The sequence below is a fragment of the Salinispora vitiensis genome (assembly GCF_000378825.1).
Taxonomy (GTDB): Bacteria; Actinomycetota; Actinomycetes; order Mycobacteriales; family Micromonosporaceae; genus Micromonospora; species Micromonospora vitiensis.
Genome location: NZ_KB900388.1, coordinates 4,392,982 through 4,409,844, shown reverse-complemented (window position 1 = coordinate 4,409,844; position 16,863 = coordinate 4,392,982). Strand labels below are relative to the sequence as shown.

Here is a 16,863-nt window from a genome sequence, read left to right as displayed (position 1 = left end):
ACGGTAGAGGGGACGGAGCCGCCGGGCAAGGATGTCCGGCAGGCGGTCGTCGCCGCTCCGGTCAGCCGAAGATGCGGGTCGAGTCGGAGTAGTGCGAGCCACCCAGGTCCGGTCGACGCCGCCGGAAGACGATCGCGGCGACCACCCCGCCCAGCAGCCCGAAGAGGTGCCCCTGCCAGGAGATCCGCTCGTCGGTGGGGAGAATGCCGACGAGTTGCCAGCCATAGAGGAGGCCGACCAGGAGGACCACCGCGAAGTTCCACCAGCTCCGCTCGACGATGCCCCGGGTGAGCAGGATGCCGAGGTAGCCGAAGATGACGCCGCTGGCGCCGACCACGATGGAGTTCGGAGCGCCGGTGAACCAGACGCCGAGCCCGCTGATCAAAATGATGATCAACGTGGACCAGAGGAAGCGACGCGCACCCGCCGCGAGCACGAAGGTGCCGAGCAGGATCAGCGGGATGCTGTTGCTGTAGAGGTGATCAAAGCCGTGGTGCAGAAACGGTGAGAAGAAAACACCATCCAGGCCGTCGAGGCGCTTCGGGATGATGCCGGCCGCCGGGTCGAGCCCGAATGCCAGCCCCTGGTCAACGGCCTCGATGAGGAAGAGGAACGGCACCACCGCGCACATGGCGACGAAGGCCCGGCCGATCGCGGCGTAGAACGCCTCGGTGCCGAACTGGTGCGGGTCACTGCCCTCCGATTGCAGGCTCACCCGTCAACAGCTATCAGGTAGCGCCGACCGCCGCTACCTGGGCCGGTGTCAAATTTGGTCGGGTGGCGGAAAGGTGTGACCAAGCACACCCCGACGCCACCCGACGATCAGTAGCAGCCCCTGCTGGAGCTCAGTACCAGCCCACGTCCTGCATATAGGCCCAGGCCTTGCAGGGCGTTTGGTACCGACCCTCGATATAGCCGAGCCCCCATAGGATCTGGGTTTTCGGGTTCGTCTCCCAGTCGTCACCCTTCGAGGCCATCTTGCTACCGGGTAGCGCCTGTGGAATTCCGTAGGCGCCGGTTGACGAGTTGCGGGCCTTGTGGTTCCAGCCGCTCTCCTTGGTGAAGAGCTTGTCCAGGCAGGGGAACTCGTCGATTTCGAAGCCGGCGTTGAGCATCTCCGCGCAGCCGATCTGCCGGTTGCCGGTGAACTCCGCACACGAGTCCGGGATCGGGCCGTCGTACGGCTTCTCCGCCGCGGCTGCGGCCTCAGCCTTGGCCTCGGCGAGCTCCGCCGCCGCCGCGCGGGCCGCATTCCGGGAGGCCGCAGCGGCCTCTTCCCGGCGCTTGCGCTCCGCCGCCGCCTCGGCCACCGCGGCGTCGTGCAGCTTCTCCTGGTATTCGGTGGCCTGCTCCTTCATCGGATGCACCTGCGGTGCTCGCAGCGCAACCTGCTCGACTCCGGCGGCCTCCGACAGGTGTTGGCCCTGATCCCGGTCGTCGCCCAGTTGGAAACCGCCGACGACGCCCGCGGAGAGCAGCGCCACCGCGGCCGTCCGGGCACCCAACCGGCTCCACAGCCGATTCACAAGGTGGTCCCTTCCTTTCGGGGCACGAAAACGGCGCTGACCACACCCGGATGGGGTGGGGTCACACCGCGAGCGCTCCGACCGCGCGAGTCTCCCGGCGGCTCTGCCAACGGGGACGCGGGCGAACGATCACCGACGATCCGCCGGATGTGCGAGCGCTCGGGGACACCATCGCGCACAGTAGAGCGGATGGGAAACCACCGGCCAACATTGTGACCTGCGCCACTCCCGAATCCGCCTTTCGCCACTCAGGGTAATCGAGAGCCTCCCGCCCGCCGGCCGCTCACCCGCTTCGCCGAACCAGCGTCCCGGTTGAATGTCGGCCACCGGCCGGAGCCGCCGCCGTGCCGGTCGCTTGTCGGCCACCGGCCGGAGCCGCCGCCGTGCCGGTGTAGGTGGTGCCGGACCGGGCCATCGGTGGCGCGATGCGCTTGCGAACCGGATCCACCGGTGGCGGGCTTGCGAGCGCGGATGCGATCGCCGCCTGGGCATCGCGCCGCCGCCGGTTCCAGGCGCCGCGGTCACCGTCAAAGTAGCCCTGCCGATAGCCGAACCGGTAACCGATCCGGTAGCTGAGCTGACCGTGCAGACGACCGGCGGCATAGCTGGCGGCGGTCAGGACACAAACGAGCAGCAGGGCGAGGAGTGGACTCATCCGGCCGCTCCGGGACATGGACTGTATGGACTCATCGTTCCTCCGGCTCAACCGGGGTGGGATCCACGACAAGTAGCTGGTTGAGGTCGGCGGTGCCGACCTGTTCGACCAGCTCGACGCGGATCCGGCACCCGTCCAGGAAAACCTCGGCCACCGACGAGCGGCGAATCTCACCATCCGCGTCGTAGACACGGATGGTGAGATTCGGACAACCGAGGTGGGTACGCCAGGCGTGCCACTCCGCCCGGTCCCCGACGCTGAGGGAGAGGTAACGGGAACCCCGGGCCAGGTAGAGGCACCAGGGCGCGCTCAAACCAGTGGCTACCCCGGCGGCGATCAGGCCGAAGGCCTGCGCTCGGGTGGCGAGTTCGGTCACCAAGTCCCCCTCGTGCCGGAGATATCACGCATGGGAGCAAGCAGTCATCGTCTCCTGCACGGACACACGGTAGAGTGTCCCGCGAACGTGACAGTATCAGCTTTTCGTCTGATTCCCCCCAGCCACGCGAGTGCCTATTAACACCAGGTGAGAGCCGGTGTAAGTCGCACCGGACTGGGCAGCGAGAAAGCCGAGCGGCTCGTCACATTCACGTGACAACCGCGTGCCAGGGGACCGCATGCGGGGGCCCTAGCCGTACGGTCACCAGGTGACCGAGACGGCCAACGCACGAAAGATCGCCTTCGCTACCTTCGTCCGGCGCGCGCTCGACGAGGCTCGGGCCACCCGCGCTTGGAGCGGCACCGAGGTCTCCCGGCGCACCGGCGTCTCCCGGCAGACGGTCAACCGGTGGGTCCGGGGCGACTGGGCCAGCGACCCCGAGGCGGAACGCGTCGTGGCGTTCTGTGAAGGACTCGGGCTCGACCCGGTAACCGCCTTCACCACGCTGGGCTGGGACCGGCGAGGCACTCCCCACCGAGCCGGGACAACCCCGCCCCCGATGGACCCCGACGTCGAGGCACTCCTGCGCCGACTGGTCAACCCCGAGGTATCGGATGCGGAGAAGTTCCACATTCGAGAAACAATCCGATACCTCGCCTATCGTCCCGCTCTCCCGGTAGCAGTACCAAACCAGGGCAAAAAGGTTGGATGATCCTCAGATGGCGAAAGAACAGCAGGTCAGACTCATTCGTTTCGCTCCCAGGCCCGGATCGGCACGCTAGCGTCCGTACTCGTACTGCTTGGGCTCGTCGTCGGCGGGGGGACGGGAAGGCCGAACCCAGCCCTGCGGGACAGAAGGAGGGGTCTATCCCATGACCCTGAAGTGGTTGGCAGTCGTGGTCGGCACCGTGTCCCTGACGCTGTGCGTGACCGGGAACGCGGTGACCCTGGCGGTCAACGGCGAGCAGCTTCCCCTGCTCGTCAACCTCGTCACGCTCACCGTCACCGGCACCGCCGTCGTCCTGGCCGTGCTCGCCGAACTGAACGACCGACTCAACGACCGAATCAGCGCCCTCACCGAGTTCCTGGTGGCCCGGCTCAACGAACTCGAATCCGGCGCAGGTGACCGAAACTCCGGCTTCGTCGAGGGCTACCTGCTCCGGCACAGCCGGGAAGCCACCGTCGTCCCGATCGGGCGTCGGGGACGGGAAGCCGCCGAACGCTGAACACCGCCACCAAACCCAGCATCCACCCCGCCACCAGGCCCGGTGGCCGGGTACCTCACGGCCACGATTGAGCCGCTCCAAGCGGGGTACGCTGTCGCGCGTGCCGCCGTTGAATCTGGGCAAGCAGCCGCCGAAAACCCCGTTCACCGCCGACCTCGCCTGGCAGGAAACCGCTGCCCGGGCTGCCGGAACCGTCCTCTTCTTCGACTTCGATGGCACCCTCGCGCCGGTCCGCGACGACCCGACGGCGGTGCACCCCGCCCCGAGGGTGCTCACCGCGATCGAGGCGCTCGCTCCCATCGTCCGTCGGATCGCGATCGTCTCCGCACGCCCGGTCGATTTCCTCCGCGAACGACTCGGTGATCTCGCCGGTGTCGACCTCCACGGCCTCTACGGGCTGGAGCACAGCCACTCCGGCGGCGAAACCGTCACCGAACCAGCGGCGCTGCCCTGGGTGCCGACCATGGCGGAGCTAGCCGGTGAGGCCCGCGCCGAGCTGCCCGGGGGCACCCTGGTGGAGTACAAACGGCTCTCGGTGGCACTGCACTGGCGGACCGCCCCGCAGCTCGGACCGGCGGTAACCCGGTGGGGTTACGCCCGCGCCGAGCAGCTCGGCCTCCGGGTCCAGGCCGGACGAATGGTCCTGGAGCTGAAGCCGCCGGTCGACCGGGACAAGGGCATGGTCATCGACGAGGTGGTGCGGGACGCGGAGGCCGCCTGGTACTTCGGCGACGACGTATCGGACATCAAGGCCTTCGCGGCGCTACGCGCCCGGGCCGCCGCCGACCCGCGCTTCTTCGGCGTCTGCGTCGCGGTCGCCAACCCGGAGACCGGCGAAGAGGTTGCCGCCGCCGCGGATCTGACCATCGACTCGCCCGCAGACCTCGGCGACTTCCTCACCGCCGCCGCGCGCCGACTGGCCTGACTCCCAGGCTGGGGCGATCAGATGCCGAAGCGACGCTGCCGGCTGGCGTAGGAGCGCAGCGCGCGGAGAAAGTCGACCCGGCGGAAGTCCGGCCAGTTCAACTCGCAGAAATAGAACTCCGAGTGGACGGACTGCCAGAGCAGGAAACCGGACATCCGCTGCTCGCCGCTGGTCCGTATGATCAGATCGGGGTCCGGCAATCCCCGGGTGTAGAGGTGATCGGTGATGTGCTCGACATCGAACGTCTCGGCCAGCCGCTCGATGCCGGTGCCGGCCTTCGCGTGCTCGTGCAGGAACGATCGCACCGCGTCGGCGATCTCACGCCGGCCGCCGTAGCCGACGGCGATGTTGACCTGGGCGCCGCCCACCCGGTCCCGGGTCCGCTCCGCCGCTGCCTTGAGCGCCGCCGCGTGCGGCGCCGGCAACACGTCGAGCGCCCCGACCAGCCGCAGCCGCCAGGGGTTGCCCTCCTCGGCCAGCTCACTCGTCAGGTCCTCGATGATCTGCAACAACGGATCGAGCTGAGCCGCCGGACGGGTCAGGTTGTCGGTGGAGAGCAGCCAGAGCGTCACATGCCCGACGCCGGCCGCGTCACACCACCGCAGCAGCTCCTTGATCCGCTCGGCACCGACCCGGTGGCCGTCGTTGGGGTCGACGAACCCCATCTCCCGCGCCCACCTGCGGTTACCGTCACACATCACACCGACGTGCTGAGGCACCGGCTTGCCCGCCAGCTTGGCCGTGAGCCGGCGTTCGTACAACGAGTAGACAACGTCCCGCAGAGTCATCACCTGCCAGGGTAGCGACCGGAGTGACGCCTCATGGCTCGGGATGCCGATGTCCGGCGGCCAGACCACGCCCGATCATGGCCAGCGTCCGGATGTCCAACCGGCCGTCGCCGAGCCCCAACTCCACCACCGCCCGATACACCCGGTCATCGCGCTCGGCCGCCCACACCGCCGCGTCCACCACCGACCGCCGCCGGGCGAGCCAGGCCGCAACCGAACTGTGCCGCAGATGACCACCGAGTCGACGACGAAGCGCCGCGGTGTAGCGCCGAGCGGCCTGTCCGGGCGTACGACTCAGCACGGCGCCGGCGAGCGCTCCGGAGAGCAGCGCGTAGAAGATCCCCTCCCCGGTGAACGGATTGATCAACGAAAGCGCGTCGCCTGCCAGTACCACCCGGCCGCGCCCCGGCACCGGCCGGTGGGTGGAGAGCGGCAGGTGGTGGGCTCGCAGGGCGGTAACCGCCGCCGGATCGACCTCGGGTAGCAGCGCTGGAATCCGCGCGACGAGGTGTTCCCGGGTCAGCGACTCGCCGCGGAGCACCTCCCCGTACCCGACGTTCGCCCTGCCGTCGCCGATCGGGAAAGACCAGGCGTACGCCGGCCAGCGGGCGGCTGAGGTGACGATGAGCTGCTCCGGTGGACCGGGCGGCGCGGGCGCGTAGCCCCGGATCGCCAGGGCCAGATGGCGGTCCGGATTCGGGGCGTGTCCCAGTGCCCGACGCACGACCGAGCCCGCACCGTCGGCACCCACCACGGCCCGTCCGGCGATCTCCCCGTCGAGCACCACCCGGTCCGCCCGCACCTCGACCCGGCGTACCACGTGCCGACGCAGCTGGGCGCCGGCCGCGACCGCCGCCGCGACCAGCCGAGCATCGAAGACGGTTCGGGGCACCGTGTACGCCGGGCGGGGCAGTGCCCGCGCCACCGCCGGTCCGCCCGGGCCGACCAGGCGAAGCGCGGGCAGTGGGGCGTACCCGGCCACCGGGTCGGGCACCCCCAGCCCGGCCAGCACATCCAGCGCGTGCGCGGCGATCCCGTCCCCGCAGGCCTTGTCCCGGGGGAAGTCGGCCCGATCCAGCAGGAGCACCCGGGCTCCGGTCCGGCGGGCGGCGAGGGCGGCGGCCGATCCCGCCGGGCCGGCCCCCACCACCACGACATCGAACTCGTCGCCCCCGTCGGCCAGCCCGGTCGCCACGTCGCATCCCCTCTCCGCCGCCGAGCGGATGCTCTCGGCGGCCGTTGCAGGGATCATCCAACGCCGAAGGCGCCGGCCCAGCTATATCCGCTACTACCGCGGCTGCGCGTCGAGCCGGGCACGCAGCGCGTCCAGCTCGGCCCAGAGGACACCGGGCAGCTTGTCCCCGAACTTCTCAAACCACTCGGTGACCATCGGCAGTTCGGCCTGCCACTCGTTCGCGTCGACCTTCAGCGCGATCCGAATGTCTTCCGAGGTCATGTCCAGGCCCTCGACGTCCAGCGCGTCCGCGGTGGGAACCATGCCGATCGGGGTCTCCACGGCGTCGGCCCGGCCCTCGATCCGCTCGACGATCCACTTCAGGACCCGGGAGTTCTCGCCGAAGCCCGGCCAGAGGAAGTTGCCCTCGGCGTCCTTGCGGAACCAGTTGACGTAGTAGACGCTCGGCAGCTTCGACTCGTCGCCGTCGACGCCCTTGCCCATCTCGATCCAGTGCCGGAAGTAGTCACCGGCGTGGTAGCCGATGAAGGGCAGCATCGCCATCGGGTCCCGACGCACGACGCCGACCGCGCCCGAAGCCGCGGCGGTGGTCTCCGAGGAGAGCGTTGCGCCCAGGTAGACGCCGTGCACCCAGTCCCGCGCCTCGGTGACCAGTGGGACGGTGTCGCGACGCCGGCCGCCGAAGAGGATCGCGTCGATCGGTACGCCGTTGGGGTTGTAGTAGTCCTCGGCGAGGATCGGGCACTGGGTGATCGGGGTGCAGAACCGGCTGTTGGCGTGCGAGGAGAGGTTTTCGCTCTCCGGCGTCCAGTCGTTGCCCTTCCAGTCCATGAGGTGCGCCGGGGGCTCGCCCATGCCCTCCCACCAGATGTCACCGTCGTCGGTGAGGGCCACGTTGGTGAAGACGGAGTTGCCGCGGTCCAACGTCCGCATCGCGTTGGCGTTGGTCTTCCAGTCGGTGCCGGGGGCGACCCCGAAGAGGCCGTACTCCGGGTTGACCGCGTAGAGGCGCCCATCCGGGCCGAACCGCATCCAGGCGATGTCGTCCCCGATGGTCTCGACCTTCCAGCCTGGGATGGTCGGCTCCAGCATGGCGAGGTTGGTCTTGCCGCAGGCCGACGGGAAGGCACCGGCGATGTGGTAGACCCTCCCCTCCGGAGAGGTGATCTTCAGGATCAACATGTGCTCGGCGAGCCAGCCCTCGTCCCGCCCCATCACACTGGCGATCCGCAGCGAGTAGCACTTCTTGCCGAGCAGTGAGTTGCCGCCGTAGCCGGAGCCGTAGGACCAGATCTCCCGGGTCTCCGGGAAGTGCGAGATGTACTTCGTCTCGTTGCACGGCCAGGCCACGTCCTGCTGGCCCGGTGCGAGCGGCGCGCCGATCGAATGCAGCGCGTGCACGAAGTCCGCGTCGTCGCCCATCGCCGCCAGGATCTTCCCGCCCATCCGGGTCATGATCCGCATCGAGGCGACCACGTACGGACTGTCGGTGATCTCGATGCCGAACATCGGCTTCTCGGCCTCTACCGGGCCCATGCAGAAGGGGATGACGTACATGGTGCGACCGCGCATGCAGCCGCGGTACAGCTCCGTCATCGTCCGCTTCATCTCGGCCGGCGCCATCCAGTTGTTGGTCGGGCCGGCGTCTGCCTCGTCCACCGAGCAGATGTAGGTACGCTCCTCGACCCGCGCCACGTCCGTCGGGTCGGTCCGGGCGTAAAACGAGTTGGGCTTCTTCTCCGGGTTGAGCCGGACCAGGGTGCCGGCCTCGACGAGTTCGTCGGTGAGACGACGCCACTCTTCTTCTGACCCGTCCGCCCAGACCACACGGTCCGGGGTGGTCAGTTCCGCAATCTCACGGACCCAGGCAAGCAGTTTGGGGTGGGATGTCGGGGCCTGATCGATACCCCGAACAGTGGCCGGAGCAACCATGACACATCTCCTTGTGGTCGACGCTGACCGGTCTATGGGATGCACGAGGCTTGACGGCGCGGCGCGTCGCCTACGTGAAACCTGGGATTGGCCTCAGCGTAAACCGGCTTGCGCCACCAGTCAGTGGGACTGGTTGTGAAGAACTGCACAAGCTACGGTCCGGCTGCGGCATCGCGAGCTAATACCCGCTTTCACGCGCAGTTTCACGCAAATCCAGTGACGAAACAGTCGGGTGGCGTTCGTCCGGTACGTCGGCGGTCTACCGGACCGAACTTGGCCGGATGGCTCGGGAGACCGGCCCGGGGCGTGTTGTCCCCGCCTGTCACCACTGTCCGTACCAGCCATGCCGACCGGAGCTACCCGTGTCGCGGGCCCGCACCCGGTACGCTCGCTCGGTGGCAGCGACGATGACCGGGGAGCCCGGCTCCCGGCGGACCCGGCCGGGCCTGATCCACTCCCTGCTGGACCGGTTCGGTCACCTCGTCCACGAGTTGAGCAGGTTCGCCACCGTGGGCGGCATCGCCTTCATCGTCGACTTCGCCCTCTTCAACCTCCTAACCTCGGTGCAGGACGTCGAGCAGGTGACTGCGAAGACCATCTCCACGGTGGTGGCGGCGACCGTCGCCTTCCTCGGCAACCGATTCTGGACGTGGCGACACCGCCGGGGCGCCAACCCGGCCCGCGAGTACGTGCTTTTCTTCATCTTCAACGCGGTGGGCCTCGGTATCACCGTGGCGGTCCTGGCGATCAGCCGCTACGGCCTGGGCCAGATCTGGCCGGAGGTCTTCCAGACCCCGCTGGCGGACAACATCGCCAGCTATCTCATCGGCACCGGCCTGGCGACCCTCTTCCGGTTCTGGTCCTATCGACGGTTCGTCTTCGTACCAGCGGGAACTCCCACCGCACCGGAAGCGAAGCGCGACCGAAACCGGGCGTGACCTGGCGCCCATCTCGCCAGGCCGGGGCGATCCCGGCCCAGCCCACTCGCCTAAGGTGTTCTGCATGCGTCTTGTCCGTCTCCTGCCCGAGCGTTGGCAGAAGTTCCTGCATGAGGCGCTCAAATTCGGCATCGTCGGGGGCGTCAACACCGTCATCAATTACGCGGTGTTCAACGCCCTTGCACTCACCGTCTTCCAGGGCGGCGCACTGAAGGCGACGGTCGTCGCCACCATCACCGCGACGATCACGTCGTACCTCATGAATCGCCATTGGACGTACCGCGATCGCCCGAAAACGGCGGTTAGGCGCGAGTATGTCCTCTTCTTCCTTTTTAACGGCGCGGGGCTCCTCATCGAGCTGGGGGTGCTGGCCGCGGCCAAATACGGCCTCGGCGTGACCAGCCTGCTCGCCCTCAACCTCGCCAAGACGATGGGTATCTTGCTGGCGACGCTGTTCCGGTTCTGGTCCTACCGGACATTCGTCTTCCAGCCCGCACCGGCGCCGGACACCAACAACTGGCACAGCATCCCCCGCGACGAGTGGGACACGATGGCTGAGATGGACCCGGTCGCCGAGCTGGCGGAGTCGGTCTCGGAGCTGGAGGAAACCGCCCCGCCACCGGGCACCCACCAACCCCTCCGCACACCGATCCAAGGCCTGACCATCCCGTTGGACGCCCGCCTCGACCTGGACCGGGAGCTGGCCGCCGAACTCGCCGCAGAGCTCCAGACGAGCACCCGCCGATCCCGTCGCCCCTGACCGCGCCCGGCTCCGGGTTGGGCACCGGCCCAGGCCGCCCGCCTTCCGGATCCGGTCGCCGGGCCAGCCCGCCCGGGCCCAGCTCGACCCGGCTGCGATCGGACCCGCTTAACCCGAATCCCCGGACGGCCTGCCGTCCCGGGCCTCGGTCAGCGCCTCCCGAAGCTCGGCGTCGCCGGAGGGCGGCCGGTCGTACTGCGCCTCCACCAACTCGTAGAGCGTCGTCTGCACCCGCCCCACCTGCGGCACATCATCCAGCACCGTCCGCCCACGCTCCCCCGCGGAATCGATGGTCAGCGTTCCGCAGCCGAACAACCGCTCGCTGAGGCGCTGCTGCATCGCATGGTCGGTGACCCGGGTGAGCGGGATGTCCCGGCGGTCCCGGGAGAGCACACCCTGCTGGATGAGCACCCGCTCGTTGGTGAACAGGTAGTGGGTCGCCTGCCAGACCAACGCCGGCCAGAGCGCGAACCAGAGCACCCCCACCAGCGCCGCCCCGCCCAGCACCACCAACACCGCCGCCCGGCCAGCCCCATCGGGGGCCAGCACCAAGGCGCCCACCACCACCGCGACGGCGAGAACCGTCACCGCGGCCGGCCGGACCAGGACCTTCCAGTGCGGATGCAGATGCAGCACGACGTGCTCGTCCTCGGTGAGCACGTCCTCAGGAAACGCCACGGGTACCTCCAGCACAGATCGGACGCGCAGACCGTAACCGCTCACCTCACCCCACGACATCAGCCGCGCGGGCTGGGCGACAACAGCCGCTACCGAGCCCGGCCCGCCGGGTCAGCCCAGGCCGTTCAGCGCAGGTGCAGAATGTCGCCGGCGGAGAGGTGCCGGGTGGCTTCCGGGGTGGCCACCACCAGCTGGCCGTCGGAGTCAACGCCGGTCGCCGTACCGGTCAACTCGCCACCGTCCGGCAGCAGCACCCGGACCGGACGGTCCACGGTGGCACAGCCGGCCAGGTAGGCCGCACGCAGGCCACTGGCCACCGCGTCGCCCTCCGCGGCACGCCACCGCCCGTACCAGTCGCCCAACGACCGGAGCAGCGCCCGCAACAACGGATCCCGGTCCGTCGCGGCGGCACCGGCCAACTGCAGCGACGTCGCCGGCAGACCATTCGGGTTCGCCGGCAACTCGTCAGCACGAAGCGTCACGTTCAGACCGATGCCGAGGACGATCGCGGGGGACCCCGCCGCCCCCGCCACCGGCACCCCCTCGGCCAGGATCCCGCCGCACTTCGCGTCACCGACGAGCAGATCGTTCGGCCACTTGAGGGTGGCCTCCAGCTCGGCCAGCCGGGTCACCGCCTGCACCAGCGCCACCCCGGCGAGCAGCGGCAGCCACCCGTACGCCGACGGTGGCACCGGCGCCCAGCCCCGCTCGGGCACCGCCTCCCCCGGCCGAAGCAGGACGCTGGTCGCGATCCCCGCCCGGGCCGGCGACTGCCAGTCGCGGCCCCGCCGGCCCCGCCCCGCACGCTGCCGCTCCGCGACCAACACCAGGCCCTCCGGCTCCCCGGAGCGGGCGTACTCGGCCACGTCCGCGTTGGTCGAACCGGTCTCGGCGAGCAGCTCCAGCCGGGCCCACGAACCGTGCGGCGCAACTAACGCGCGACGCAGCCGCGCCACCGACAGTGGTGGGCGATCCAGATCGGTGTACGGGGAACCCAGCATCCCGCCAGCCTACGGCCCACCCGATGACCGGTGGTGAGGCGTACTGCACAGCGGCGCCGAGCTGAACCATCGTTATATTCCCTTGGTGACTACCGAGACCGGGACCAACATCCACAGCACCGCGGGCAAGCTGGCGGACCTGGAGCGTCGGATCGACGAGGCGGTGCACGCCGGGTCGGCGCGCGCCGTGGACAAGCAGCACGCACGGGGCAAGAAAACCGCGCGGGAGCGGATCGAGCTCCTCCTCGACCCCGGCTCCTTCGTCGAACTGGACGAACTGGCCCGACACCGGTCCACCAACTTCGGACTGGCGGAAGCCCGCCCCTACGGCGACGGCGTCATCACCGGCTACGGGACCATCGACGGCCGCCAGGTCTGCGTCTTCGCGCAGGACTTCACGGTCTTCGGCGGCTCCCTCGGCGAGGTCTTCGGCGAGAAGATCGTCAAGGTGATGGACCTGGCCATGAAGATCGGATGCCCGGTCATCGGGATCAACGACTCCGGCGGGGCCCGAATCCAGGAGGGTGTCGCCTCGCTCGGCCTCTACGGCGAGATCTTCTTCCGCAACGTACGGGCCAGTGGCGTCATCCCACAGATCTCGCTCATTCTCGGCCCGTGCGCGGGCGGCGCCGTCTACTCGCCCGCGGTCACCGACTTCACCGTCATGGTCGACCAGACCTCACACATGTTCATCACCGGCCCAGACGTGATCAAAACCGTCACCGGTGAGGACGTCGCCATGGAGGAGCTGGGCGGCGCCCGTACGCACAACTCGCGCAGCGGCAACGCGCACTACCTCGCCACCGACGAGGAGGACGCGATCGAGTACGTCAAGGCGCTGCTGTCGTACCTGCCGTCGAACAACCTGGACGAGCCGGTCACGTACCCGGTCGACATGGACCTCGAGATCAGCGACGAGGACCGGGAGCTGGACACCCTCATCCCGGACTCGGCGAACCAGCCGTACGACATGCACCAGGTCATCGAGCACGTCCTCGACGAGGGCGAGTTCCTTGAGGTGCAGCCGCTGTACGCGCAGAACCTGATCGTCGGCTACGGCCGGGTCGAGGGCCGGCCGGTCGGCGTGGTCGCCAACCAGCCCATGCACTTCGCCGGCACGCTGGACATCGCCGCGTCGGAGAAGGCCGCGCGCTTCGTCCGCACCTGCGACGCGTTCAACATTCCGGTACTCACCTTCGTGGACGTACCCGGCTTCCTCCCCGGCACCAGCCAGGAGTGGGAGGGCATCATCCGCCGGGGCGCGAAGCTCATCTACGCGTACGCCGAGGCCACCGTCGGGAAGGTCACCGTCATCACCCGCAAGGCGTACGGCGGTGCGTACGACGTCATGGGCTCCAAGCACCTCGGCGCGGACCTGAACTTCGCCTGGCCGACCGCCCAGATCGCGGTGATGGGTGCGCAGGGGGCGGTCAACATCCTGCACCGGCAGGAGCTGGCCGGCGCCGCCGACCCGGCGGCGCGACGCGCCGAGCTGATCACCGAATACGAGGACACCCTCGCCAACCCGTACATCGCCGCCGAGCGCGGCTACATCGACTCGGTCATCCCGCCGCACGAGACCCGGGCACAGATTGTCCGCGCGCTGCGGGTACTGCGTACCAAGCGCGAGACCCTTCCCCCGAAGAAGCACGGCAACATCCCGCTGTAGGTGCGTGGTCGGCGAGGCGGACCAGTTCCGCCTCGCCGACCACGCTGACGAGGAGCACCGGCAGCTCCCGGCTTTCCCGCCCCGACTGGGCCATCCCGGGCGGCCCGGCTCAGCCGATCAGCCCGTACCCGGTCCAGGCCGGGCCAGCCAACAGCGCCGCGCCGAAGCCCAGCACGACCAGGTTGACCAGGGCGAACACCGTGACCCAGAAGAACGCGGGGAAGGGGGTGATGCCGGCGAGTTGGTCGGCGTCGGAGGCGGGCATCCGACCGCGGGCGCGGAGCCGTTGTAGCTCGACCACCGGGCGGACACCGCCGAGCAGCAGGAACCACACCCCGGTGTACGCGAACGCCGCCTGCACCTGCGGTGTGGCGTACCAGGAGACGGCGAGTACGAGCCCTCCGGTGACCAGCAGCGACAGCACTCCGAAAACGTTGCGGATCAGGACCAGCATGGCCAGCAGCAGCGCGACGGCGATCCACAACAGCAGGGTGATCCGGTTGCCACCGAGGATTCCGGCGCCGGCGAGCCCGACCAACGGTGGAGCCAGGTAGCCGGCGAGCAGGGTGATCACCATGCCGGGGCCGGTGGGGCGACCGGCGGAGAGGGTGAGCCCGGAGGTGTCCGAGTGCAGCCGGATGCCGTGCAGGCGACGGCCGGTGAGCAGGGCGGCTAGGGCGTGCCCGCCCTCGTGGGCGATGGTGATCGCGTTGCGGGCGACCCGCCAGGGGCGCCCGGCGCTGACCAAGACCAACGCCCCCACGCCCGTCAACAGCACCAGCAGCGGAGGCGGGTCCGGCTGTGCGCCGAGCAGTGTGTCCCAGATACCGGTCAGACCGTCGATCGACATCATGGGCGGGGAGCCTACCGCCCGCGTCCCGGCCCGCCGCCGGCCCGATCTGGCCCCCCTCGGCCAGCCGCGACGGGATCAGCTACGTACCGGCACAAACCCGGTGGCGATGAGCTCGAAGTTTGACTCGTTCGCCGCCCAGTCGTCCTCCGGGCAGTCCCAGCGGATCGCGTACCCCTTGTCGGGCGCGGTCACGAAGCCACGATTTCGGACGTGCAGCCGACGTCCGTAGTCGTCATCGAAGATCCACTCCCAGTCGGCGGCCTCATCCCAGTAGTCCACCGAAACGATCTTGACGTGCTGGTAGCCAGCGTAGCCGTCGCGTCGGGCGGCCTCCTGCTTACGCCAGTCGGCCACGGCATCGTCCAGTGGCGTCGTCGTCTGGTCGATGAGCAGGGACCGCCCCTGACCGTCGGAGAACCGGACCCGATAGTCCTCCGGCCCCCGACCCCATTGCCGGCGGTAGTCCAGGTAGAACCCCGGCGGCACCGGCACCACAAATCCCGTGGCGTCCCGGTGTAGCTTCCAGCCGGCCGGCAGGGCCGCGCCCACCGTGCCACTCGGGGTCGGGCTGGCGCTGGTCGATGGAGGGCTGGCGCTGGTCGACGGGGGGCTCGTCGGCGCCGTGGCGCTCGGAGCCGAGTTGGCCGGAGCCGTGGTGGCACCGGCACCGGTCGCGACGGCACCCGGGCCCGCTCCCTCATCCTGCGTGGCGAGCCGGGGATAGGCCACCGCGAGACCAAGCAGGAGCAGGACCACCACGGCACCGATCAGCAGGTTGCGACGGGTGGCGTGACGCTTCATACCGGCCCCGGGTCCGCCGGGCGGGGGCACGGACCATGCCGGGGCCGACAGCCCACCGAGCTTCGCCGTCGGATCGGCATCCGGCCGGCCCACCGGAGGATTGACCGGCGCGGTCGGGCCGGCACCCGTCACCTTCGCGGTGGGGGCGGCATCGGCCGGCGGCTCGACCGCCGGTGGTGGCGCGCCGGGCGACGGCGGTGCCGCCGACGCCGGGGGTTCGGGCAGCGTCGGCGCCGGTCGTGGCGCCGGCACCGACGCCGGCGTCCGCCCCGGACGACGGTTCGGCCCCGGCCGGCGTACGCCGGACAGCAGCGGGATGAGCTGCGAACGCTTGCCGCCGGCTCGGCGCAGTAGCCGCTCCGCCACCTCGGCGGTGATCCGATCGGTCGGATCCTTACGCAGCAGACCGTTGAGCACCGGGCGCAGCGGGCCGGCGTTCTTCGGTGGCGGCGGCGGCTCGGTGGCCAGCGCCGCGAGCGTGGCGATCGCCGAGGGACGGGCATACGGCGACTTGCCCTCCACCGCCGCGTACAGGGTCGCCCCCAGCGACCAGAGATCCGCCTCCGGCCCGGCGGTACCGTCCCGGGCCCGCTCGGGCGCGATGTACGCGGGTGAGCCGAGCACCATGCCGGTGCGGGTGACATTCGGGTCACCCGGAACCGTGGCGAGACCGAAGTCGGTCAACACCACCCGCCCGTCCTCACCGAGCAACACGTTGCCCGGCTTGACGTCCCGGTGCATCACCCCCGCCCGATGCGCCGCCTTCAGCGCACCCAGCACCCCCAGACCGATCTGCACCCCCTGAGCCGGCGACACCGGCCCCTGCTCGGCGAGCGTGTCCTGGAGGGACTTCGACGCCACGTACTCCATCACGATCCACGGATCACCATCGGTCCGCAGCACATCGAAGATGCGAACGACGTTGACGTGATTGAGACGAGCGATCGCCCGCGCCTCGCGCAGCGAACGCTCCCGCATCTCGCGGCGCTCCTCATCGGTGAGACCGGGCGGCGGCACCAACTCCTTGATAGCCACAGTCCGGTGCAGCACCTCGTCCTGCGCCTTCCACACCCGACCCATACCGCCCTGACCGAGCGGCGACAAGAGCCGGTACCGACCAGCGACGAGTTCCGAGGGTGCGTTCGACATCGCTGAAACGGTACCCGGCGGCGAGGGCGGCAACTCGGGCGGCACGCCACCGCGCAACGAAGATCCAAATTCCACGCGTACGCTGACGCCATGTCTGCCGAGGAGCCACTGTTCCGCGTCGTTCGTGGCACGCCGACCGCTGAGGAGTTGGCCGCCCTGGTGGGCGCGATCGTCGTTCACCCCAGGCCGGCGACAACCCCCGCCCCACCTACGGCTTCCGCCTGGGCACGCGGCGCCCGCCCCGCCAATTCCGGCCTCGCCGCCGGCCCGGACGCCTGGCGCGCCTCCGGCCTGCCCCGCTGACGACGACTTCCGCTCCGCACCGAGTTCTTCGGTCTACACCGAGGACCCCGGTACCGGCGAGCCCGCCCCGGGGTCACCACCCGAGCTA

18 protein-coding genes are annotated in these 16,863 nt (G+C 69.7%); 7 read left to right on the top strand and 11 right to left on the bottom strand.

Annotated features, from left to right (window positions below):
• Positions 1 to 61 precede the first annotated feature (61 nt).
• The 4 genes from SALPAC2_RS0120945 to SALPAC2_RS0120930 form a co-directional block, all read right to left on the bottom strand.
• Positions 62 to 715, bottom strand: a complete 654-nt coding sequence (locus SALPAC2_RS0120945; RefSeq protein WP_018218584.1) for a rhomboid family intramembrane serine protease — start codon at positions 713 to 715, stop codon at positions 62 to 64.
• A gap of 130 nt (positions 716 to 845) precedes the next feature.
• Entirely contained in the window at positions 846 to 1,526 is a 681-nt protein-coding gene (locus SALPAC2_RS0120940; RefSeq protein WP_018218583.1) for an aggregation-promoting factor C-terminal-like domain-containing protein, read from the bottom strand.
• A gap of 283 nt (positions 1,527 to 1,809) precedes the next feature.
• Positions 1,810 to 2,181, bottom strand: a complete 372-nt coding sequence (locus SALPAC2_RS0120935) for a hypothetical protein (RefSeq protein ID WP_018218582.1) — start codon at positions 2,179 to 2,181, stop codon at positions 1,810 to 1,812.
• Positions 2,182 to 2,212: 31 nt separating this feature from the next.
• Positions 2,213 to 2,557 carry a hypothetical protein gene (locus SALPAC2_RS0120930; RefSeq protein ID WP_018218581.1) on the bottom strand — a complete coding sequence of 115 codons (345 nt, stop codon included), beginning with the start codon at positions 2,555 to 2,557 and terminating at the stop codon, positions 2,213 to 2,215.
• Between the two features lie 268 nt (positions 2,558 to 2,825).
• Here SALPAC2_RS0120930 and SALPAC2_RS0120925 point away from each other — a divergent pair, with 268 nt between their 5' ends.
• The 3 genes from SALPAC2_RS0120925 (at position 2,826) to otsB (ending at position 4,708) form a co-directional block, all read left to right on the top strand.
• Complete coding sequence (locus SALPAC2_RS0120925; RefSeq protein WP_018218580.1) at positions 2,826 to 3,269, top strand: helix-turn-helix domain-containing protein; 444 nt, start codon at positions 2,826 to 2,828, stop codon at positions 3,267 to 3,269.
• 160 nt (positions 3,270 to 3,429) lie between these two features.
• The gene (locus tag SALPAC2_RS0120920; protein WP_018218579.1) at positions 3,430 to 3,783 is read left to right on the top strand and encodes a hypothetical protein; all 354 of its coding nucleotides are present in this window, start codon (positions 3,430 to 3,432) and stop codon (positions 3,781 to 3,783) included.
• Positions 3,784 to 3,883: 100 nt separating this feature from the next.
• Entirely contained in the window at positions 3,884 to 4,708 is an 825-nt protein-coding gene (otsB, locus tag SALPAC2_RS0120915; RefSeq protein ID WP_018218578.1) for a trehalose-phosphatase, read from the top strand.
• Positions 4,709 to 4,725: 17 nt separating this feature from the next.
• Here otsB and SALPAC2_RS0120910 read toward each other — a convergent pair whose 3' ends face one another.
• Genes SALPAC2_RS0120910 through SALPAC2_RS0120900 form a run of 3 tightly spaced genes read right to left on the bottom strand, consistent with a single transcriptional unit; the run spans position 4,726 to position 8,623 of the window.
• Complete coding sequence (locus SALPAC2_RS0120910) at positions 4,726 to 5,496, bottom strand: isoprenyl transferase (RefSeq protein WP_026184972.1); 771 nt, start codon at positions 5,494 to 5,496, stop codon at positions 4,726 to 4,728.
• 31 nt (positions 5,497 to 5,527) lie between these two features.
• The gene (locus SALPAC2_RS0120905) at positions 5,528 to 6,748 is read right to left on the bottom strand and encodes a geranylgeranyl reductase family protein (RefSeq protein WP_026184971.1); all 1,221 of its coding nucleotides are present in this window, start codon (positions 6,746 to 6,748) and stop codon (positions 5,528 to 5,530) included.
• A gap of 36 nt (positions 6,749 to 6,784) precedes the next feature.
• Complete coding sequence (locus SALPAC2_RS0120900; protein WP_018218575.1) at positions 6,785 to 8,623, bottom strand: phosphoenolpyruvate carboxykinase (GTP); 1,839 nt, start codon at positions 8,621 to 8,623, stop codon at positions 6,785 to 6,787.
• 362 nt (positions 8,624 to 8,985) lie between these two features.
• On the opposite strand from SALPAC2_RS0120900, the gene SALPAC2_RS0120895 reads away from it, so the two are divergent.
• The gene (locus tag SALPAC2_RS0120895) at positions 8,986 to 9,561 is read left to right on the top strand and encodes a GtrA family protein (RefSeq protein ID WP_026184970.1); all 576 of its coding nucleotides are present in this window, start codon (positions 8,986 to 8,988) and stop codon (positions 9,559 to 9,561) included.
• A 64-nt stretch (positions 9,562 to 9,625) separates the two neighbouring features.
• Positions 9,626 to 10,321 carry a GtrA family protein gene (locus tag SALPAC2_RS0120890; RefSeq protein WP_018218573.1) on the top strand — a complete coding sequence of 232 codons (696 nt, stop codon included), beginning with the start codon at positions 9,626 to 9,628 and terminating at the stop codon, positions 10,319 to 10,321.
• Positions 10,322 to 10,429: 108 nt separating this feature from the next.
• Here the strand turns inward: SALPAC2_RS0120890 and SALPAC2_RS0120885 are convergent, their stop codons facing one another.
• Complete coding sequence (locus SALPAC2_RS0120885) at positions 10,430 to 11,059, bottom strand: PH domain-containing protein (protein WP_018218572.1); 630 nt, start codon at positions 11,057 to 11,059, stop codon at positions 10,430 to 10,432.
• A 65-nt stretch (positions 11,060 to 11,124) separates the two neighbouring features.
• Positions 11,125 to 12,000, bottom strand: a complete 876-nt coding sequence (locus SALPAC2_RS0120880; protein ID WP_018218571.1) for a biotin--[acetyl-CoA-carboxylase] ligase — start codon at positions 11,998 to 12,000, stop codon at positions 11,125 to 11,127.
• 85 nt (positions 12,001 to 12,085) lie between these two features.
• Here SALPAC2_RS0120880 and SALPAC2_RS0120875 point away from each other — a divergent pair, with 85 nt between their 5' ends.
• Complete coding sequence (locus tag SALPAC2_RS0120875) at positions 12,086 to 13,669, top strand: acyl-CoA carboxylase subunit beta (protein ID WP_018218570.1); 1,584 nt, start codon at positions 12,086 to 12,088, stop codon at positions 13,667 to 13,669.
• Between the two features lie 109 nt (positions 13,670 to 13,778).
• Here the strand turns inward: SALPAC2_RS0120875 and SALPAC2_RS0120870 are convergent, their stop codons facing one another.
• A complete protein-coding gene (locus tag SALPAC2_RS0120870) occupies positions 13,779 to 14,522 on the bottom strand; it encodes a M50 family metallopeptidase (protein ID WP_018218569.1) in 744 nt (247 codons plus the stop codon).
• A 75-nt stretch (positions 14,523 to 14,597) separates the two neighbouring features.
• Positions 14,598 to 16,472: a serine/threonine-protein kinase gene (locus SALPAC2_RS0120865; RefSeq protein ID WP_026184968.1), complete on the bottom strand. Its 1,875-nt coding sequence runs from the start codon at positions 16,470 to 16,472 to the stop codon at positions 14,598 to 14,600.
• 90 nt (positions 16,473 to 16,562) lie between these two features.
• Between SALPAC2_RS0120865 and SALPAC2_RS26510 the strand changes: the two genes are divergently transcribed.
• Positions 16,563 to 16,775 carry an acyl-CoA carboxylase subunit epsilon gene (locus tag SALPAC2_RS26510; protein WP_026184967.1) on the top strand — a complete coding sequence of 71 codons (213 nt, stop codon included), beginning with the start codon at positions 16,563 to 16,565 and terminating at the stop codon, positions 16,773 to 16,775.
• The last annotated feature ends 88 nt before the right edge of the window (positions 16,776 to 16,863 follow it).